General features: G+C 31.8%; 22 protein-coding genes. 6 read left to right on the forward strand and 16 right to left on the reverse strand.

Going from position 1 to position 18,849, the window contains the following annotated elements; all coding sequences use genetic code 11:
- Positions 1–9: 9 nt before the first annotated feature.
- The gene (locus tag ASD98_RS22745; protein WP_056209301.1) at positions 10–2,358 is read right to left on the reverse strand and encodes an outer membrane beta-barrel family protein; all 2,349 of its coding nucleotides are present in this window, start codon (positions 2,356–2,358) and stop codon (positions 10–12) included.
- 329 nt (positions 2,359–2,687) lie between these two features.
- Between ASD98_RS22745 and ASD98_RS22750 the strand changes: the two genes are divergently transcribed.
- Positions 2,688–3,776 (forward strand): sensor histidine kinase, encoded by a 1,089-nt coding sequence (locus ASD98_RS22750; RefSeq protein ID WP_242412155.1) that lies wholly within the window; start codon positions 2,688–2,690, stop codon positions 3,774–3,776.
- A 1-nt stretch (position 3,777) separates the two neighbouring features.
- Positions 3,778–4,482 (forward strand): LytTR family DNA-binding domain-containing protein, encoded by a 705-nt coding sequence (locus ASD98_RS22755; RefSeq protein WP_056209304.1) that lies wholly within the window; start codon positions 3,778–3,780, stop codon positions 4,480–4,482.
- A gap of 74 nt (positions 4,483–4,556) precedes the next feature.
- On the opposite strand, the gene ASD98_RS22760 is transcribed toward ASD98_RS22755, so the two are convergent.
- The 9 genes from ASD98_RS22760 to ASD98_RS22800 form a co-directional block, all read right to left on the reverse strand.
- Positions 4,557–4,922 (reverse strand): hypothetical protein, encoded by a 366-nt coding sequence (locus ASD98_RS22760; protein ID WP_056209307.1) that lies wholly within the window; start codon positions 4,920–4,922, stop codon positions 4,557–4,559.
- Between the two features lie 138 nt (positions 4,923–5,060).
- Complete coding sequence (locus ASD98_RS22765) at positions 5,061–5,993, reverse strand: hypothetical protein (protein WP_056209310.1); 933 nt, start codon at positions 5,991–5,993, stop codon at positions 5,061–5,063.
- A gap of 17 nt (positions 5,994–6,010) precedes the next feature.
- Complete coding sequence (locus tag ASD98_RS22770) at positions 6,011–6,862, reverse strand: substrate-binding domain-containing protein (RefSeq protein ID WP_056209312.1); 852 nt, start codon at positions 6,860–6,862, stop codon at positions 6,011–6,013.
- A gap of 52 nt (positions 6,863–6,914) precedes the next feature.
- Positions 6,915–7,388, reverse strand: coding sequence for a DUF4265 domain-containing protein (locus tag ASD98_RS22775; protein ID WP_056209315.1), 474 nt, complete (start codon positions 7,386–7,388; stop codon positions 6,915–6,917).
- Positions 7,388–7,780, reverse strand: coding sequence for a VOC family protein (locus ASD98_RS22780; RefSeq protein ID WP_056209318.1), 393 nt, complete (start codon positions 7,778–7,780; stop codon positions 7,388–7,390). Before ASD98_RS22780 ends, ASD98_RS22775 begins: the two co-directional genes overlap by 1 nt.
- A 3-nt stretch (positions 7,781–7,783) precedes the next feature.
- Positions 7,784–8,224 (reverse strand): DinB family protein, encoded by a 441-nt coding sequence (locus ASD98_RS22785; protein WP_056209321.1) that lies wholly within the window; start codon positions 8,222–8,224, stop codon positions 7,784–7,786.
- Entirely contained in the window at positions 8,224–9,096 is an 873-nt protein-coding gene (locus ASD98_RS22790; RefSeq protein WP_056209323.1) for a nucleoside phosphorylase, read from the reverse strand. Before ASD98_RS22790 ends, ASD98_RS22785 begins: the two co-directional genes overlap by 1 nt.
- Before the next feature lie 98 nt (positions 9,097–9,194).
- The gene (locus ASD98_RS22795) at positions 9,195–9,527 is read right to left on the reverse strand and encodes a translation initiation factor (protein WP_056209326.1); all 333 of its coding nucleotides are present in this window, start codon (positions 9,525–9,527) and stop codon (positions 9,195–9,197) included.
- A 105-nt stretch (positions 9,528–9,632) separates the two neighbouring features.
- Positions 9,633–10,583 (reverse strand): isopenicillin N synthase family oxygenase, encoded by a 951-nt coding sequence (locus ASD98_RS22800; protein ID WP_056209329.1) that lies wholly within the window; start codon positions 10,581–10,583, stop codon positions 9,633–9,635.
- A gap of 370 nt (positions 10,584–10,953) precedes the next feature.
- Here ASD98_RS22800 and ASD98_RS22805 point away from each other — a divergent pair, with 370 nt between their 5' ends.
- Positions 10,954–12,930: a thiamine pyrophosphate-dependent enzyme gene (locus ASD98_RS22805; RefSeq protein ID WP_056209332.1), complete on the forward strand. Its 1,977-nt coding sequence runs from the start codon at positions 10,954–10,956 to the stop codon at positions 12,928–12,930.
- 97 nt (positions 12,931–13,027) lie between these two features.
- Here ASD98_RS22805 and ASD98_RS22810 read toward each other — a convergent pair whose 3' ends face one another.
- The 4 genes from ASD98_RS22810 to ASD98_RS22825 all read right to left on the reverse strand — a co-directional run bounded on the left by ASD98_RS22810 (position 13,028) and on the right by ASD98_RS22825 (position 15,759).
- Positions 13,028–13,999 carry a zinc-binding alcohol dehydrogenase family protein gene (locus ASD98_RS22810; RefSeq protein WP_056209335.1) on the reverse strand — a complete coding sequence of 324 codons (972 nt, stop codon included), beginning with the start codon at positions 13,997–13,999 and terminating at the stop codon, positions 13,028–13,030.
- Between the two features lie 186 nt (positions 14,000–14,185).
- Positions 14,186–14,761 carry a Crp/Fnr family transcriptional regulator gene (locus ASD98_RS22815; RefSeq protein WP_056209337.1) on the reverse strand — a complete coding sequence of 192 codons (576 nt, stop codon included), beginning with the start codon at positions 14,759–14,761 and terminating at the stop codon, positions 14,186–14,188.
- 7 nt (positions 14,762–14,768) lie between these two features.
- Positions 14,769–15,338, reverse strand: a complete 570-nt coding sequence (locus ASD98_RS22820) for an ankyrin repeat domain-containing protein (RefSeq protein ID WP_056209339.1) — start codon at positions 15,336–15,338, stop codon at positions 14,769–14,771.
- Positions 15,339–15,351: 13 nt separating this feature from the next.
- On the reverse strand, positions 15,352–15,759 hold the full coding sequence (locus ASD98_RS22825; RefSeq protein ID WP_056209343.1) for a hypothetical protein: 408 nt from the start codon (positions 15,757–15,759) through the stop codon (positions 15,352–15,354).
- Positions 15,760–15,847: 88 nt separating this feature from the next.
- On the opposite strand from ASD98_RS22825, the gene ASD98_RS23890 reads away from it, so the two are divergent.
- Together ASD98_RS23890 and ASD98_RS22830 are read left to right on the forward strand one after the other, a co-directional pair.
- Positions 15,848–16,027: a hypothetical protein gene (locus ASD98_RS23890; protein ID WP_128414880.1), complete on the forward strand. Its 180-nt coding sequence runs from the start codon at positions 15,848–15,850 to the stop codon at positions 16,025–16,027.
- Between the two features lie 138 nt (positions 16,028–16,165).
- On the forward strand, positions 16,166–16,594 hold the full coding sequence (locus tag ASD98_RS22830) for a hypothetical protein (protein ID WP_056209346.1): 429 nt from the start codon (positions 16,166–16,168) through the stop codon (positions 16,592–16,594).
- A gap of 41 nt (positions 16,595–16,635) precedes the next feature.
- Here ASD98_RS22830 and ASD98_RS22835 read toward each other — a convergent pair whose 3' ends face one another.
- A complete protein-coding gene (locus ASD98_RS22835) occupies positions 16,636–17,895 on the reverse strand; it encodes a mechanosensitive ion channel family protein (RefSeq protein ID WP_056209349.1) in 1,260 nt (419 codons plus the stop codon).
- Complete coding sequence (locus ASD98_RS22840; protein ID WP_056209352.1) at positions 17,888–18,181, reverse strand: DUF3817 domain-containing protein; 294 nt, start codon at positions 18,179–18,181, stop codon at positions 17,888–17,890. Before ASD98_RS22840 ends, ASD98_RS22835 begins: the two co-directional genes overlap by 8 nt.
- 103 nt (positions 18,182–18,284) lie before the next feature.
- Between ASD98_RS22840 and ASD98_RS22845 the strand changes: the two genes are divergently transcribed.
- Positions 18,285–18,818: a DUF6155 family protein gene (locus ASD98_RS22845; protein WP_056209355.1), complete on the forward strand. Its 534-nt coding sequence runs from the start codon at positions 18,285–18,287 to the stop codon at positions 18,816–18,818.
- Positions 18,819–18,849: the final 31 nt, after the last annotated feature.

Genomic DNA, 18,849 nt, shown 5'->3' on the forward strand with positions numbered 1-18,849 from the left:
TTTAAATTTTTACATTCCATCAGGCAGTCTGTCAGCATCATTTTTACTTCTGTTAAAACGATAAATAACATTCAAATTAATATAGCGGCCTTGCGATCTCGCTTCAGATTCTAAATAGTAATATTGAGTTGTAATTTTTTCTGTTGTAATCTGCGAATTAAATAAATTATTTACGTTTAAAGTTACAGACATTTTATCTCCAAGAAAATCCTTGCTCAAACCTAAATTAGCAGTATACTGCGCTTCTGTAAGCGATTGAACGCCTTGATTTTTTCCTCGGTATCTGAAACTGAATTCTCCCGAAATAATTTTAGGAAACTTAACTACAGATCTAAAATTGGAAAGCCAGGTTTGATCTTCGGCATTATAATTTATGTTTTCAAAAGTACCTTGCTGTTTAAATTTGTAATAATTAAAATCTAAAGCCAGTCTAAGCCATTTTGTTGGATTATAAGTTGTTGAAACTTCTGCGCCATAACGGTCTTCAGTATCAAGGTTTACAGGTGTGCTTACAAAATAATTTTCATCAGTGCGTTTTACTATATATTCAAAATAGTTTGTAGTATGCTTGTAATAAACAGATGGATTAATGCTGAATTTTCCCGGTTTTGTCAATAATGTAAACTCAAAAGAATTGGTAAACATAGGGTTCAAATCAGGATTTCCTACAGTTAAATTTCTTAAGTCTGATACGCCCGAAAACGGATTTAACTGCCAGAATCTTGGTCTGTTTATTCGTTTACTGTAGCTCAATTGTAAATCTGTTTTTTCGGTTAAATTATATACAAAATGCAGCGTAGGGAAAAGGTTAATGTAATTTTTAGCGTTATTAAACGTATTTTTTGTATCGGCAATTTTTATATCAGATAGTTCAGAACGCAGACCTAACTGGTAATTGAACTTTTTATATTTGCTTGAAAACTGAAAATAAGCACTGTATAAATTCTCATCGTATTTTAATTTATTAGTAAATTGTTCCTGCAGTACATTATCCATAATTGTATGATAATCACTTCTTAACGCACGCAGGTCGCTTCTAATTCCCATTTCAATTTTTGAGTTTTCAGAAATTGGATCTACAAAATCTGATTTTATAAAAATGTCATTACTGCTTTCAATATCTCTTGAATACAAATTAGAAACCGATGCATTAAAAGGAAATGTTTTCTGCTGTGTAATGTATTGGTTTTCATCATCATTCCAAAAATCATATTGTAAACTTGTCGTCCATTTTTTATCCTTTCTGTCAAACGTTTTTACATAGTTTAATTCTAATGCATTATAAATTTGAGGCTCTTTATACTTTTCAGATCTCGAAATAATACTATCCGTAACATTATTTGCGTCAGCATAATTGTAATTGTAATGCATTTTGTTGTTATTATTGTTTTTACTGCGATAATAACTTCCTGTTAAAGTATTTTTAGCATTGATATAATAATCTCCGCCAACATACATATTGTAGACGCTAATGCTTCGTTTCATATCATCGTACTGATTTAAAATCGTCGTTGTACCGTTATCTGTATTAGTCTGAAATTGTTTGTTGTAACCAAAAATATCCAAATAACGATAACCCAAATTACCAAAAAGGTTCACTTTTTCTGTTTTATAACTCACATTGGCATTTAAGTTATGTCTTGCAGGATTTCCAATTCCGGCCTGAAGCGAACCGTTAAAACCTTTCATACTATTCTTTTTCATGATAATATTAATTATTCCCGCTCCGCCCTGTGCTTCATATGCCGAAGAAGGATTGGTAATAACTTCTACTTTTTCAATATTAGCGGCAGATATTTGCGATAAACCATTATTTGCCGTCAGCATAGAAGGTTTTCCGTTTATTAATACCGTAACGCTGTTGTTTCCTCTAAGGCTCACAACTCCTGCAATATCAACATTTACCGAAGGAACATTATTTAAGATATCATTTGCAGATCCGCCGCTGGATAGAATATCTTTACCAACATTGAAAACTTTTTTATCAATTTTCATTTCTACAGCTGATTTTTCGGCAATAACTTTTACTTCGTCTAATTGATTTATGCTTTCTTCTAAAAGAATGTCTTTCATGACAATATCTTTATTCAATTGAATATTTTCAATAGTAAAAGATTTATATGACATGTACACAGCTTTTAGCTGATAATTTCCCGGACTGCTTTTTAAAATGTAATTTCCGTCAGCGTCTGTAACGGCTTCTTTTTTAGTTTCAGCAGATGATAACAAAAGCGTTACATAAGGTAATGTCTGTTTGGTTTTAGAATCTACTATTTTTCCTTTAATAGAAAATTGTGATGTTTGTGCTCCAGATGTGAATCCGAAAAGTAATACGATTAATAATGCGAACTGTTTCATTTTTTGATTAGGTTTAGAATTTTAAGCAAAACTCCTTTTTAATTTCACTCAAAATTTTCACGCGTGATATAAGGGCGATTATTGCGTATAAACAATCAAATAGAAGTCATAAATCGTGTTTATAGCCAATTTTTATATGTTCGTATCTTTTTTTTATATGTTCATCGACAACTATTTTGTCTTTCTAAATAAATGCTAACTTTGATTTTACTTAAACCTGCTAAGGTTCTGAGATACTGAGATTCTAAGTTTTTTAGAACAAAATAATAGAGCTTTAGAAAAAATCTTAGTATCTCAGAACCTTAGCAACTCAGCAACTTAAAAAAAACATGACACCATTTGAAAAAATTATAAACTTCTCTAAAATTCACAGAATAAGTACCCATATCATTTTTTGGGTATTCATTTTTATTATGTTCTTTAGCAAAAACACTTCCTCTGAACCAGAAGAATTATGGGTTGATATAGCATACACATTATATTACGAGTTGTTTTCTATCATTGGGGCTTATTTTTTATCCTATAGAATTTTACCCCGCTTAATGATAACACAAAAGCATAATTGGGTTTGGGGAGAATTTATTCTGGGAAGTTATGTAATCTCTGCTATTGCCAGAATTGCAATGGTATACGGCTTGGAAACTCTTACCCGTAAGCCACCTTTCAATCAGGAATCAATTGCCGAAATCCTGACTGATTTGCCTACTTTATTTGGAGCTTATTTTTTACATATACTTTCATTATCTATATTTTTTATTTTTATAAAATTGATAAAAGATCAGTATATCATTCAGAAAAGGTCTTTACTCCTTGAAAAACAAAAAGCAGAAACCGAATTAAAAATCCTGAAAGCACAATTAAACCCTCATTTTTTGTTTAATACGCTTAATAATATTTATTCGCTATCTGTTGTAAATTCTCCAATAACCTCAAAATCAATTGCTGTTTTATCTGAGATATTAGATTGTATTTTATACCGATGCAGTGCGACTTATGTTCCAATTTCTCAGGAAATCTCATTACTTGAAAATTATATTACGCTCGAAAAATTGAGATATGACGAAAATTTAAGCGTAGTATTTAATCATTCCATAGATCATAATAAAGCTATTGCGCCTTTAATTTTGCTTTCTTTGGTCGAAAACGCTTTTAAACATGGAGCAGGAGAGGACACTGGAAGTTCCCCAAACATTCAAATTGATTTAAAATTACAAAATGATCATTTTGAATTTAAAATTGTAAACTCCATAAACAAAAGTAACAGCGAATCTGGAAATGGAAAAATTGGATTAAATAATATTATCCAGCAGCTTGATAAAATTTATCCGGAACATTATACTTTTGATGTGACAAAAACAGACAAAGATTTTACGGCTTATCTGCAGATTAATTTAGCAACCGAATATAATTTAGCTTAAAATGAAAATAAAGTGTTTATTAGTCGACGACGAGCCTTTAGCAATCAGCTTATTGCAGAATCATATCAGTAAATTAGATTATTTTGAAGTTGTGGGGACTTGTCCAAACGCTTTAAAAGCCGCCGATGTATTGCGCACAACCGCTGTAGATTTGATGTTTTTAGATATCAAAATGCCGCAGATTACAGGAATTGATTTTTTAAAAACATTAAAGAATCCACCAGCCGTTATTTTTACTACTGCTTATCGTGAATATGCCTTAGAAAGTTATGAACTTGATATTGTAGATTATCTTTTAAAACCGGTTACTTTCGATCGATTTTTTAAAGCCGCAGATCGCTATTTAAGAATCAGCGGCCCTGTAAACAGCAAAATAATTACACCTTTGCAGGAAGATTATATTTACATCAAAAACGGACCAAAATTCAATAAAGTAAACGTCGATACGATTTTATATATCGAAAGTGTCAAAGATTATATTATTGTACATCAAAAAGAAGGTGTAAAATTAAATGCCAAATATAAAATCAGTGATATTGAAATAGAATTGCAGGATAAAAACTTTTTAAGAATTCATCGCTCTTTTATTATTAATCTAAAAAACATCACAGCATTTACCCCTTATGATGTCGAAATTGGAAATATTGAAATTCCAATTGGTGCCAGTTATAAAGAATATGTTTTTAAAATTTTAAAAAATTCATAGCAATAAAAAAACTCCTTAAATTATTCATTTAAGGAGTTTTTTATGCTTTAATGGTTATATCAGGATAGCAAAGCTTATATTTTTTTGAGCGTAATTTTCATTTCTTTACTGTCCAAAATCAATTCATCACTTGTAATTGTACTTTCACAAGGGTATGGGGTTCCAACTTCATCTTTAATTACTAAACTTTTTCCCCCTTTTGTCAATGCATAAGTACCGTTTGTTATTTCTCGTGTTAGAAATCCGGTAACATGCCCATCTTTTGTAAATGTTAAAGTTCCATCCGTTAAAATTACAGTTTTTAAAGAATCCGAAATAGGGGTTTTCGGTTCTACCGCTGTTATTTTCCAAGAGTTTACCAATGTATTTCTCTTAGAACATGAAATCATTAATACTGCAGCCAATGCAAGTGTGAAGATAAATAATTTAGAATTTTTCATGATTTTGCGATTAAAGATTAGAAATGAAAAGGTACAAAAAAAATTATTATCTATAACGTTATAGTCACAGAAAGTAAGTTTGAGTTATCTGATTTCTAATATTTTATATAAAACATGAGGTTTTGAGAACTTTAAAAATCAATTTAAAGTTAAAGCTCCCAGAATTTCTTCGTACATAAACGGTCCTCCTGGATAAGTTGCTGTATAATCCAGATTCATCCAGACCTGACCGCGTTCATCGATATGGTAATGCAGTTTTTTACCATAACTTTCTCTTTGAAAAAGAACATTTTTAATTAAATAATTGACCTTTTCCAGATCAATCATAGAGCCTATTAATATTTCGGGATAAATATGGCCCTTTGTATGAATAAGTCTTGGAGTTCCGCCAATAGAACGAATTGCCGCTGCCATTAAAATAGAATGATCGTCGCAGTCTCCAGAAAAATATTCTAATGACTCGCTGGCAGTAGCGATATAATCACCTTCTTTGGGGTCGTTGACATAATTCCAGCGGCCGTTTATTTCTTTAAAAACAGCAAAACACTGAATAATAGTTCTGTAATCAGAATAGCCTTTAATTCCTTTAAAATGCTTTGTAGTGGCCATAATAGCAAAATTTCGAACTTTCGGATTTTGATATTCAATGGCACTTATAATTTTTGACTTATTGGGAAACGGAAGCAGTTTTGCCACAATTATATCCTGCGGATACGGATTATCTGACATAGTATAAATCATCGAATTATAATCTTCAGAAATCTCGCTGAAACCATAATTTCCAATAACCGATCCGTAAAATAAAATCAATAAATATACCGCAACGCATAAAATTATTATGGTACGCAGATACATTAACAGAAAGAAAACGGCAGCAAAAACAAAAATGAATATAAAAACACGATCCAGATTGAAAGCCCATTCTAAATCGATCAGGTTTTGATGCAGAATGATAAATATTGGAATTGTAATGAAAAGACTCAACACAGAAATAATAATCCTATCCCAAGGCGATTTCACCTGTAATTTGGATTTTAACTGCGGAAGGTCAATTTTGGGAAAATTTATCATAAGAATCAAAAGCAGTTTTACAGCGCTTTCACCGTTTCAACAAAAGTACTTTTTTTATCAATAATTCCCAGATCAAATAATTGATTTTGAATTTTGATAAATGCTTTTTCACTTAAATGTTTTTGTGACCATTGTGTTAGTTTCAGCCATTCCTGAATATCTTCAACTTTTTGATTAAATAACTCGGCCAAAGTCTTATCAATATCAGGAATCTGCGCAAAATCATGCGTTGTTTTGTTTATAATTTCCAATACTTTTTCAATCACTTTTGGATTCTTTTTTAAGAATTCATCGCGAACTGTTATCACAAACGAAGGCCATGGAGTAGGGCAGTCGCCAACACGTCTGAAAATTCCCTGATCAACCAGCGGTTTTGTCATAAAACGTTCCCACATAAAATAATCTGCAGTTTCGTTTGTCAACGCTTCGACAGCGCCGTCAATCGTATTTATAATTTCAAATTGCAGCTTATCGCTGTTCCAGCCTTGCTCATTTGCATTTACATAAGCCATTAACTGTGAACCTGATCCAATTCTTGAAATCGCAACTTTTTTGTTTTCTAAATCTTTTACAGTTTGGAAATCTGATTTTGCTGCAACGTGAATTCCCCAAATTAAAGGCGACTGCACATAAATCTGAACAATTTTACTCGGATTTCCTGCCGTAATATCTTTTACAATTCCTTCTGTCAAAATAACGGCCATATCAGCCTCACCGTCACGCAGCATCTGACACATTTTTCCGGTACCTTCAGGAACATTTTTCCATTGCAAATCGATATTTTCTGCTTCAAATTCGCCATTTTCAATGCATAAATGCCATGGCAGATTGAAGTGTTCAGGAACACCTACAATTTTTACAGTTTTCATTATAGTTTAAGTTTAAGTTAAGTTTGGTATGCGTATTCTTAAGTTTGTAAGTTTAGTTTTTTAATAAATCAGCCCGATGTTTATCTGAAAGACAAGGTTCTGCAAATTCTATAATCTCCCGAGATTCGTATTCGTTTAAAATACTTCTCACAATAGAATAATCCACATCCCGAACCACTTCTACAGAAACAAAATTATCGTTTAAACCTTCTGATAAACAATTTATGGCTTTTAGTTTTTCTCTGATAATTTCCTTGTCAAATCCTTTTTCAAGAATTATAACCTGAACAATTGAATTCCCTGAATTTTCAATCGTTTCTTTGTATATCAGATGTTTTTCATTTTCATCAAATTCAGCATAAAATAAATCATCGGTAGCAATTAAGGGACCAAAAAAAGGAATATTATCCAATTTAAAAAGTCCTTTTTCTAAATCTACAATTTCGGCCCACATCGTTTCTGAAACCGTATCTTCTAAATAATCACTGTAATATTTAAATAATATTTTTTTATGTGTTTCCTGCATTATTCTATTTCGTTTATTATGGCTTTTAAAGATGATATTACGATACGATAACCATCTGGATCCTGAATCATTTTTCCGTTTTCGTTCCAAAAAGGATTAGCTGCAGTTATCGTTGCAATATTGTGGTGTATAAGCTTATTTATTAATTCGTTGTAATGTGAAATTGTCTTAGGATAAAGCACGATTACATCGTCTTCATCAAAAGAATGATTGGCTTTTATAGTTGATTGTGTAAATTCAAAATGCCAGTCTAAGCCTGATTTTCCAATAAAAATACCATCGTAATTATTGTGCTTTTCAAAACCTCCCAATTGTTCAAAACCGAGAATATTTACATAAAAATCTTCAATCTTTTCTAAGTCATTGGTATGTCGGGCTACTCTTAAAAACATAATCTAAGCTTTTATCTGATTGATATGATGTTCTAAATGTTCTACATAATCCGTCATAAGAAACCTTAGATCAATTACAGATTCATCACTTAAAACGATTTTATAATCTAAAGCCTTCTCATCAACAGATTTCATAATCCTCACAATTTGTTTGTTTAACACAAACCACAACTGCAAAAGTTCATCAGGATCCATGATTTGATATTGATTTAAATTTACTAAATCTATTTGATTATATGGTCGGTGCTGATAAGGTTTTTCTACATAATTAATTTCTGTAAAACGTACCAAATTATGAATTGCTGAATCTGTTAAATGACCTAAAATTTCTTTTTTAGACCATTTTCCAGGTATTTTGGTTTCTAAAACTTCGTTACTTAATGTTGAAAAATGATTTACATTTTCGTTCAGTAATTTTTCAAATTTAAGAATAGCTGTCTGCATTATTTAAAACTTGAAAGTTTATTTAAAGTATACGTAATTAATGCATCAATGGCTTTATAAGGATCTTCACTAAAAGTCCCCGAAGCACGATTGGCAATAATTGCATTTAAAGATAATGCATTATGTCCTAAAAGAGAAGAAAGTCCATAAATTGCAGCCGTTTCCATCTCTAAATTGGTAATGCGATTGCCATTAAAATCAAAATTATCCATTTTATTGTTTAATTCTTCATCCTGAATATTGAGTCTTAAAACACGGCCTTGCGGACCATAAAATCCTCCGGCTGTAGCGGTTATTCCTTTAAAAATTTTATCTGATTCGATAATTTTTTCCAGTTTTTCAGAACACGGAATTACATAAGGTCTTCCTTTTCTAATATCCCAATTGGTGTGATAAATAAAAGCATCTTCAAGAGCCGTATTTGAAACTTCGTCAATTAAATAGGAGCGAAGCATATTATCCAGACCTAATCCGAATTTTGACATTACAAAGCTATCAACAGGAATATCGGCCTGCAGCGATCCCGAAGTTCCAATTCGGATAATATTTAAAGAGGTTAATTTTTCTTTTGGCTGACGTGTTTTTAAATCGATGTTTACCAAAGCATCTAATTCGTTTAAAACAATATCGATATTATCAGGGCCAATTCCGGTTGACATTACAGAGATTCTTTTTCCTTTGTAAATTCCCGTTTGGGTTTTAAATTCTCTTTTTTGTGTAGAATATTCAATCGAATCAAAAAATTGAGTAATTTTTTCAACTCTGTTCTGGTCTCCAACAAAAATAATATCGTTGGCAATATGCTCAGGACGAAGGTTTAAATGGTATACACTTCCATCCGGGTTAAGTATTAATTCTGATTCTTTTATCATTTTTTTTTAGGTGCTTAGGTTCTGAGGGACAAAGGGACAAAGTTTTTTTGTTTCAAGTTTCAAGTTTTCATATTTCGTAACTTGAAACTTGAAACTATTTAGCCCCCAACCCTTTTAGTTTTAAATCCTTTTTCTTTTAAAATTGCCATAATTTTGTCACGGTAATCGCCTTGAATGATGATCGAAGCATCTTTAAAAGTACCGCCAACGCTCAATTTTGTTTTGATTTCTTTGGCTAATACTTTAAAATCTTCATCACTTCCTTCATAACCTTCAATTATGGTGGTTGGTTTTCCTTTACGTTTTTCAAATTTACAAATCATCGGTTCTTTCTGGACATACAAAACATGATCCTCTTTCTGAATTTCTTCAGGATCATTTGATTCTTCGTGATCTGGAAATAAGTTTTTTAATTGATCTTTTAAGTCCATAGCTTAATTAAATTCAAAAATTATAGTTTGTAAAAATTAAATTCCAAATTCCAATAGATTGCTATTTTTTGGAATTTGGAATTTAAAAATTGAGATTTAAGATTTTTATTTCTTGATTAAACCTAATTCTACCAAACGTTCGTGTAAAAACTCGCCCGCTGAGATGTCCTCATATTTCTTAGGATTTTCTGCATCAATACATTTATCTAAGCAATCCAAACGCATATCGCTTACAGGATGCATAAAAAATGGAACTGAATAGCGAGAAGTTCCCCATAATTCTCTAGGTGGATTTACAACCTGGTGAATTGTAGATTTAAGTTTATTATTAGTATGTCTGGATAACATATCTCCCACATTAATCACCAATTCATCATCTGCTGCAATAGCATCAATCCATTCGCCATCGTGGTTTTGAACCTGAAGTCCTTTTCCTTGTGCTCCCATTAACAAAGTGATTAAATTGATATCACCGTGAGCAGCCGCACGAATTGCGTTTTCTGGCTCAGAAGTAATTGGGGGATAATGGATTGGTCTTAAAATAGAGTTTCCTTCTTTTGCATATTCATCAAAATAAAACTCATCAAGTCCAAGGTGTAAAGCCAAAGCTCTTAAAACATAAATTCCTGTTTTTTCAAGCATTTGATAAGCATCTTTACCAACTTCATTAAAACGAGGCAATTCCTTAACTTCTACATTATCAGGGTATTCTGAAGCCCACTTAGAATCTTTGTCAACATACTGGCCAAAATGCCAGAATTCCTTCAAATCTCCCTCTTTACGGCCTTTAGCATGTTCTTTTCCAAAAGATACATAACCTCTTTGTCCGCCAATTCCGGGAATTTCATAATTATGCTTAGTTTCTACTGGCAAGGCGAAAAATTTTCTAATTTCACCATAAAGTTCGTCTACCAATTTGTCATCTAAGAAATGACCTTTTAAGGCAACGAAGCCAATGTTTTCAAATGCACTGCCGATTTCATTTACAAATTTTTGTTTACGTTTCGGGTCGTCCGAAAGGAAATCACGTAAGTCTACACTAGGAATGTTTTGCATACTTTACATTTTTATTTAAGAAAAAAAGGCGTATTAAGCCTTTCAATAACAAAGGTAGAGAATATTTTATATTTGAATTTTATAAATTACCATAAAATTTAGTTTTATATCCAATTTTTAATACAAATTCTGAATATTAATTTTAAAAACTCAAAAATTAATGTATTTATTTTTTGTAGCTAAAATAAGATAAAAAATACTAGCGTGACAAAAAAATCCCATTATATTTGTCTTCAATTTTTATAAATGGAAAACAGCAAATTATTTTTTCTATTTTTATAAATGTTAACAAATAACAATTTTAAATTATTTAACAAATACTGTTAAAATTGTTATATTTTTATATATTTGAATAAAAAAAAATAGTCCAATGATCTTTTACAGAGAAAACCTTACTGACGAAAAATTACTAGATTTATATAAAAAAATCCTGAAACCACGCTTGATCGAAGAGAAAATGCTTATTTTGATTCGACAAGGAAAAGTTTCAAAATGGTTTTCAGGAATTGGCCAGGAAGCTATTGCAGTAGGGGTAACGTCTGTTTTAGACGAATCTGAATATGTATTGCCAATGCACCGAAATCTAGGTGTTTTTACCACTAGAAATATTCCATTACACAGACTTTTTTCTCAATGGCAGGGAAAAGCAAACGGTTTTACAAAAGGGCGTGACAGAAGTTTCCACTTTGGAACTCAAGAATATAATATTATAGGTATGATTTCGCATTTGGGTCCGCAATTAGGAATTGCTGACGGAATTGCTCTTGCCAATAAACTTCAGGATAATAAAAAAATTACAGCTGTTTTTACCGGTGAAGGCGCAACAAGTGAAGGCGATTTTCATGAAGCATTGAATATTGCAGCGGTTTGGAAGCTTCCGGTGATGTTTGTTATTGAAAACAATGGCTACGGACTTTCTACACCAACAAACGAACAGTATTTTTGTGAAAACCTTGCTGACAAAGGAATTGGTTACGGCATGGAAAGCTGGATTATTGATGGAAATAATATTCTTGAAGTTTACAACAAATTATCGCAGTTAAAAAAGGAAATGATCGAAAATCCGCATCCGGTTTTATTAGAATTTAAAACATTCAGGATGCGCGGTCACGAAGAGGCGAGTGGTACAAAATATGTTCCGCAGGAATTAATGGACGAATGGGAAGCTAAAGATCCTGTTACCAATTATAGAAAATATCTAACAGAAATTGGAGTCCTTACCGAAGAACTGGACGAAAAATTACGTGCTGAAATCAAGCTGGAAATTGATGAAAACTGGGCAATGGCAAACGCCGAACCTGAAATAGAGCCAACTTACAGCGGAGAATTAGATGATGTTTACAAAAACTTTGAATATGAAGAATATACTCATGGTGAAGAAGTAAAAAATATTCGTTTTATAGATGCTATCCGAAATAGTTTAGAACAATCTATGTGGCGTAATAAAAACTTGGTCATAATGGGTCAGGACATTGCTGAATATGGTGGTGCTTTTAAAATTACAGAAGGATTTGTTGATGCTTTTGGAAAAGATCGAGTACGAAATACACCAATTTGCGAAAGTGCCGTAGTTTCGGCCGCAATGGGATTATCCATCAATAATTATAAAGCCATTGTCGAAATGCAGTTTGCTGATTTTGTTTCGACAGGTTTTAACCCAATTGTCAATTTATTAGCAAAATCACATTATCGCTGGGGCGAAAAAGCCGATGTTGTCGTTAGAATGCCTTGCGGCGGAGGAACTCAAGCCGGCCCGTTTCACTCGCAGACAAATGAAGCTTGGTTTACTAAAACTCCAGGTTTAAAAGTGGTTTATCCAGCATTTCCTTATGATGCAAAAGGTTTATTGAATACTGCCATCAACGATCCAAATCCGGTTTTGTTTTTTGAGCATAAACAATTATACAGAAGTGTTTATCAAGATGTTCCAACTGATTATTATACAATTCCGTTTGGAAAAGCGGCTTTATTAAAAGAAGGAAATGCAGTAACTATTATAGCTTTTGGAGCTCCAGTTCACTGGGCTTTAGAAACTTTAGCCAATAATCCTGAAATCCAAGCTGATTTAATCGATTTAAGAACTTTACAGCCGCTTGATACTGAAACTATTTTTGCTTCGGTTAAAAAGACAGGAAAAGTAATTATCTATCAGGAAGACACTCTGTTTGGCGGAATTGCCAGCGATCTTTCGGCTTTAATTATGGAAGAATGTTTCGAATATTTAGACGGTCCGGTAAAAAGAGTGGCGAGTTTAGATTCACCAATTCCGTTTACAAAAGCACTGGAAGATCAGTTTTTACCAAAAAATCGTTTTGAAGAGGTTTTATTTGAGTTACTGAGATACTAAGATTCTAAGTTGCTAAGATATTGAGGTTCTAAGATGCTAAAATTGTTTCTGAGTTTAAAAAAACTTAGAATCTTAGCATCTTAGAACCTTAGCAACTTTAAGCAATAACTACTAATCGCTTTCCATCAGAAACTTCTGCATTCCACATTTTCTCGATATCGACTAAATTCACTTTTTCGATATTTACTTTTAGCTTATTTTGAGAAGCCAAAAGAAACATTTCGGGAAGTATTTCTGAAAACAACAATTTCACTTCGTCTCTTGTCCAGCTTCCTAAACCTGACCCAGACAATTGCAAATCAACGCTTCGTAAAATTTGAGCAGATAATTGAATGGTATCACCAGACATTGAACCAACAGAAACATATCTCGTTTTAGGAGCAAAATTCCCGTTTCCTTTTAAAACAGAAAGAATCATTTCTGCCGAATGTCCCCATAAATAATCCAAAACAATATCGATTGGTGTGTTTTGATGAGTTTCTTTAAGCTGCGAAATAAAATTTTCATCATTCTGTTTTAAAGAAATAATTTCATCAACGCCTAATTCTAAAAGACTTTGAAGTGTTTTTTCATTTCTTCCGGTAACAATTATTTTCTTTGCACCATAATGTTTCGCAATCTGAATCGCCATTTGACCTGTAAAACCAGTTGCCCCATTAATTAAAACAGTTTCTCCCGGTTTTATTCCGGCTCTAAAACGAAGTGCCATTGCTGAACCTGCAACTGCATTTGGCATTGCTGCGGCCGCTGCATCATCAATTCCGTCTGGTAATGCAACCATTCTGTTTTTCTCCACTAAAGCTTTTTCAGCGATTGTTCCTGAAATTCCCCGGGCATAAACTCTGGTTCCGTTTTCGAGCAAACCAATTGCATCACTGCCAATTACAAATCCATTTTGATTATCATTTTCTGATGAATAATGTTCTCCGCTTGCAATTCCTTTATCCAAATTGGTAATCGCTACGGCTTTAACCGAGATTAAAACCTCATTTTCATTTGCCGCGATTGGCTCTTGGAATTCTGCATATTTTGGCAATTCGCCTTTTTTATAAACTACTGCTGCTTTCATAATTTTTATAAATATTAAATTTTATGAAGCAAAATTATAGAGCCGTTTACGGGCAGACGATAACATTTGTTATCAAATGAAATAAGAAACAATTATCAAGTTTTTTTTTTAAAACTATATAAGTTATATAAGAAATTATAAGCTAGGCTTAAATTAACTTATATAACTTATATGGTGAAATTTTAATTATTTTTTGTGAACCAGTTTACTTTTGATTCGGCTTAAGTGAACTGTGCTTACTCCAAGATAAGAAGCAATGTAGTGCTGCGGAACTCGCTGTACAATTTGAGGTTTTTCTTCAATTAAACTGAGATAACGCTGGGTAGGGGAGTCTTTTATAAAAGAAAAAAAGTGTTTCATATAATCAAATGTTCTTTGAAAAAGCATATTGATTAACCGATCCCGAAGTTCTGGAATTTCCTTAATTTCTTCAATAATTTTATCGACATCATTTTTAGAAATCCACCATAAAACAGAAGGCTCAATTGTTTCCACCACAACCGGACTGGGGAATTTTTTCATAAAACTTTCAATAGAAGCAACACTTTGATTTTCGAAAAAAAACTGCGAAGTCAAATCTTTTCCGTTATTATTAAACCAAACCCTGATGCAGCCTTTTTCAATTATAAAAAGCTTTTTAGAAACTTCACCTTCTTCTATCAAAACTGTTTTGGCAGGAACTTCAATACGATTGAAACAACTGGTGTATTCGTTCCATTTTTCATCGGTTAGAGGGAATTTATTTCGGAATTGATTGAACATTTAATCATTATTTTTTAGCTCCATAGTTTATAAGTAAGCTGATTTTCCCTGAATCTCCATTTATTTTCGCACACTTTAATGGAGTCATTTCATCTATACTTCTATGTAAATTAGGGTTTGCTTTATTTTTCAATAGACATTCCAAAACTTCAATAGATCCAAAACTAGAAGCACTCATTAAAGCATTATATCCATTTTCTAAAGTTTTATTTGGATCTGCTCCGTGATCAATTAATAACTGAACACTTCTTGCATTGTTTTCACTAGCAGCTCGAATCATATAATCATTTAGATTTATTACTTTACCAGTTGCCAATAGTTTTTCAACTGCAATATCATTATTCATAAACAAAGAAACATCTAGAGCAGTTAATTCCCAATTAGTGTTTTCACCTTTTGAAATAAAATTTACATCTGCATTCTGATTTATTAAGCCAATAAATTCTTCAGTATTATTATCATAAATAGCATTCATTAGTGGAGACCAATACTGTTTTTCATCATCCCATCTTTCCTTGTCGCGAGTATTACATGAACTGAGAATGACCAGAAAGACAATGCAAAAAATATTATTCATTATTTTTTTTAATTTACTTCGAATCAGATTCCACTTCAAACAACTGCACCTGGCTTTTCAATCTTTCAATCAATAAATTCATCATTCGTTTGTTTAAACTTGATGAATTCTGAATATAAGTTTCATACTCTTCAATGGTAAAAAGCGCCATTACAATTCCTTTGAGGGAATTTCTGAACTTAATATCTTTTTGAATGGAATTTTCTATAGTCTGCAGTTTCTTCTCAACTGTATACGAATAAAAATCGGCTTTGTTTTTATTTACATAATTAATAAAAACCGCAATAAACAAATCGTTTTGAAGTTTTAAAATAGGCCTAATCGTTTGATTTTGAAAGATTTCATCTGGAGAAGATTGAGCACTTACAGTTCCTAAAGTTTCGCCTCTTAATTCTCTTAAAAAAGTGTCTCTATCTGCCATGTTTTTTCTTTTAAATTTAGAAAAAATCTTTTAATAAATAATATTTAATACATTTATTAAAAATTAATTTCACCTAAAAATCCACATCATGAAAAACAAGTCAATAATACTGACCGTAATTCTTCTAATCATTGCATCAGGAAATTATTTTAGAAGCAATTCTCTATCAAATATTCGTAATGTAGATTTCCTTTCTATTTTTGCTATTGGAGTATTATTTGGCGTTCTTTTGGTTCAAGTCTTTCAATTGATAAAAAATAAAAATTAAACTTTTAAAAATTAACCATATAAGTTATATAAGAAAAAATTAAGTTTTATTCTTAACAAACTGAAATACTCGTATGGTCAAGATTAGGCTTTAATTTAAATGAACTTATATAACTTATATGGTTCAAAAAAAATACTCATGAATATAAAATCTTTTCTTTTTCTCCTGTTGATATTGGTTATCATAGTTTCCTGCAATTCAAAAGAAGACAAAAATGGTTATCAGGAAGTTTTGTATCGCGCTGTAAATAATAAAGACACCGCAATTTTAGCTATAAATATAAGTGACAAACGCTTTTTCGGTCGTTATGAAATATCTTATTATAAAGTAGGAAAGGATTCCGGCGATGTAAGAGGAGATATAAACGGAAATACTTTAAGAGGTGATTTTCATTTTATTTCTAATGGCGGAAGCTGGAAAAGAGTGCCTTTGGCTTTGCTTAAAAAAGAAAATAAACTGATCCTGGGAAATGGAGTAGTGGGGACTTACATGAATCTTCCTTGCTTTATTAACGGAACTTTGAATTATAAAGATCCTAAGTTTGTTTTTGAAGAGATTAAGGAATAGTTTTCAGTCACAGTTTTTAGTTTTTTACTGAGATTGAAAACTTACCTATCTAAAACCCCAATCTGCGACGGTAGTTCAAATATTTCAAGATCGAAATAAATTACCGATGCCATAATGTGGTCGAAAATATCAGACATTATATATTCGTAATTTGCCCAGCGTTTATCGCTTGAGAAAACATAAATTTCTAACGGAACTCCGTGTGCAGTCGACTGCAGCTGACGACACATGATATGCATGTTTTTATTTAATCCAGGATGATCTATTAAATACTGCATAATGTATTTTCTAAACAAACCTAAATTGGTCATATTACGACCGTTAAGAGACAATGATTTATCGATTCCTCTAAGATCATTGTACTTTTCAATTTCAGCTTGTCTGGTTTCAATGTATGAAGTAATAAGCTGTATTCCTTTCATATGATTAAGGTCATCATTATTCAGAAAACGAATACTGCTGCTTTTAATCAATATATGTCTTTTAATACGTCTTCCTTCTGAATTTTGCATGCCGCGCCAGTTCTGAAAAGAATCAGAACTTAAAGCATAAGTTGGAATCGTGGTAATGGTGTTATCAAAATTTCGAACTTTTACAGTCGTTAAATTGATTTCGATTACATCGCCATCGGCACCAAATTTATCCATTGTAATCCAGTCGCCAATGCGAACCATATCGTTTATGGCAACCTGAACACTCGAAACAAATCCTAAAATGGTATCTCTGAAAATCAAGATAATAATAGCCGAAAGTGTTCCTAAAATGGTTAACAATTCGCCTCTTTTGATTCCGAATAAAGTCGAAATAATCATCGCAACTCCAAAAATCCAAAGCACAATCATAATAACCTGAACGAAACTGTCGATAGGTTTGTCGCTGTATTCCGGCTTTTGCTTTAAATAATCCCGAAGCGCATTAAAAATCGTTCTGATAATCCATAAACTGATCAAAACAATATAAATACCAACGATTTTTCCGAAAAGTGATTCCCAATATTCGTATTTGTCCAGAATAATTGGAACAGCTTTATAAATAAAGAAAAACGGGATTAAATACGCTGTGTATTTTGTGGTTTTATTGTGAATTAAATAATCGTCAAACTTTGTTTTGGTGCGCTGTGCAAAAATGGCCGTAAGCGTTACCAAAACAAATTTTGCGACATAATAAATGGCAAAAGCCAAAGCCACCATAATGGCAATATTAAAGATAAGACTGATATAAGACGCAAAATTGCGGCTCATTCCCCAATGCCTGAAAAGAGGGTATAAAAAATTGAATATTTTATCCAAAAGGTTAAGCATTTGCTTTAGTTTCTAAATATTTTTTCTCAATGTAAAAAGTTCCAAACGGAATAAGAGAAGCGATTAGTATAATAGCAAATGTTTTTAAATCCCAGTTTTGAGATTTTTTCAATAAAAAAGCCAAAATGATATAACCTATAAACAACACACCGTGTGTCATTCCTAAAGGTCTTAATAAGGTATGATAAAGTTCAGGATTGTTAGTTTTGATAATAAGCATGTTGGCAAATAAAACTAAATATGAAATTCCTTCTAAAATAGCGGTAACTTTAAAAATCTTAAGCATGTAAATATATTTTGAGATTATAGCAGCAAAATTAAGTATTAGGATTGGTTTTTAAGTTATGTGTCAGGAAAGTAATTTACTTTTGTAATCTTAAACTTTGATAATGAGCAAACGCGATTTAAAAAAATATTTAACCGAACTAAGTAAAGAACAACTCGAAGAACAGCTTATTGAGCTGTATGAAAAATTTGCTCCGGTAAAAGTGTATTATGATTTTGTATTTAACCCAAAAGAAGACAAGCTTTTACAGGAATCGAAGGTTAAAATTTCTCACGAATATTTTCCTATAAAAAAGCCCAATGCCAAATGGCGCCCAAAAGCAAAAATGCGTCGTTCTGTGGCACAAAAAATGATCAAACATTTCATAATGCTGGGCGTTGATCCGTTTATTATTGCCGATTTGATGTTTTATAACATCGAAATTGCGCAAACTTACTCTGGAAATAATTACATTAAGCAGGAATTATTTTACAAAAGTATCTTTAATTCGTTTGAACAAGCAGTAAATTTTGTCATTTCTAATGGAATCCTGACTGAATTTAAAGCAAGAATTGAAACGATTCATCAAGAAACTTTGCAGCAAAAATGGAAAAATAAGTATGATTTTGAAGCAATTCTAGATAAAATCGACTTTTAAAAACACTTCCTATAAAAAATCTTATTTAAAA

Source organism: Flavobacterium sp. Root186 (assembly GCF_001428525.1).
GTDB lineage: Bacteria > Bacteroidota > Bacteroidia > Flavobacteriales > Flavobacteriaceae > Flavobacterium.

What these genes read in the sequence shown, in the direction of transcription:
- ASD98_RS22745 (WP_056209301.1), bottom strand. Translation starts at nt 2,358, where the DNA reads ATGAAACAGTTCGCATTATTAATCGTATTACTTTTCGGATTCACATCT.
- ASD98_RS22750 (WP_242412155.1), top strand. Translation starts at nt 2,688, where the DNA reads ATGACACCATTTGAAAAAATTATAAACTTCTCTAAAATTCACAGAATA.
- ASD98_RS22755 (WP_056209304.1), top strand. Translation starts at nt 3,778, where the DNA reads ATGAAAATAAAGTGTTTATTAGTCGACGACGAGCCTTTAGCAATCAGC.
- ASD98_RS22760 (WP_056209307.1), bottom strand. Translation starts at nt 4,922, where the DNA reads ATGAAAAATTCTAAATTATTTATCTTCACACTTGCATTGGCTGCAGTA.
- ASD98_RS22765 (WP_056209310.1), bottom strand. Translation starts at nt 5,993, where the DNA reads ATGATAAATTTTCCCAAAATTGACCTTCCGCAGTTAAAATCCAAATTA.
- ASD98_RS22770 (WP_056209312.1), bottom strand. Translation starts at nt 6,862, where the DNA reads ATGAAAACTGTAAAAATTGTAGGTGTTCCTGAACACTTCAATCTGCCA.
- ASD98_RS22775 (WP_056209315.1), bottom strand. Translation starts at nt 7,388, where the DNA reads ATGCAGGAAACACATAAAAAAATATTATTTAAATATTACAGTGATTAT.
- ASD98_RS22780 (WP_056209318.1), bottom strand. Translation starts at nt 7,780, where the DNA reads ATGTTTTTAAGAGTAGCCCGACATACCAATGACTTAGAAAAGATTGAA.
- ASD98_RS22785 (WP_056209321.1), bottom strand. Translation starts at nt 8,224, where the DNA reads ATGCAGACAGCTATTCTTAAATTTGAAAAATTACTGAACGAAAATGTA.
- ASD98_RS22790 (WP_056209323.1), bottom strand. Translation starts at nt 9,096, where the DNA reads ATGATAAAAGAATCAGAATTAATACTTAACCCGGATGGAAGTGTATAC.
- ASD98_RS22795 (WP_056209326.1), bottom strand. Translation starts at nt 9,527, where the DNA reads ATGGACTTAAAAGATCAATTAAAAAACTTATTTCCAGATCACGAAGAA.
- ASD98_RS22800 (WP_056209329.1), bottom strand. Translation starts at nt 10,583, where the DNA reads ATGCAAAACATTCCTAGTGTAGACTTACGTGATTTCCTTTCGGACGAC.
- ASD98_RS22805 (WP_056209332.1), top strand. Translation starts at nt 10,954, where the DNA reads ATGATCTTTTACAGAGAAAACCTTACTGACGAAAAATTACTAGATTTA.
- ASD98_RS22810 (WP_056209335.1), bottom strand. Translation starts at nt 13,999, where the DNA reads ATGAAAGCAGCAGTAGTTTATAAAAAAGGCGAATTGCCAAAATATGCA.
- ASD98_RS22815 (WP_056209337.1), bottom strand. Translation starts at nt 14,761, where the DNA reads ATGTTCAATCAATTCCGAAATAAATTCCCTCTAACCGATGAAAAATGG.
- ASD98_RS22820 (WP_056209339.1), bottom strand. Translation starts at nt 15,338, where the DNA reads ATGAATAATATTTTTTGCATTGTCTTTCTGGTCATTCTCAGTTCATGT.
- ASD98_RS22825 (WP_056209343.1), bottom strand. Translation starts at nt 15,759, where the DNA reads ATGGCAGATAGAGACACTTTTTTAAGAGAATTAAGAGGCGAAACTTTA.
- ASD98_RS23890 (WP_128414880.1), top strand. Translation starts at nt 15,848, where the DNA reads ATGAAAAACAAGTCAATAATACTGACCGTAATTCTTCTAATCATTGCA.
- ASD98_RS22830 (WP_056209346.1), top strand. Translation starts at nt 16,166, where the DNA reads ATGAATATAAAATCTTTTCTTTTTCTCCTGTTGATATTGGTTATCATA.
- ASD98_RS22835 (WP_056209349.1), bottom strand. Translation starts at nt 17,895, where the DNA reads ATGCTTAACCTTTTGGATAAAATATTCAATTTTTTATACCCTCTTTTC.
- ASD98_RS22840 (WP_056209352.1), bottom strand. Translation starts at nt 18,181, where the DNA reads ATGCTTAAGATTTTTAAAGTTACCGCTATTTTAGAAGGAATTTCATAT.
- ASD98_RS22845 (WP_056209355.1), top strand. Translation starts at nt 18,285, where the DNA reads ATGAGCAAACGCGATTTAAAAAAATATTTAACCGAACTAAGTAAAGAA.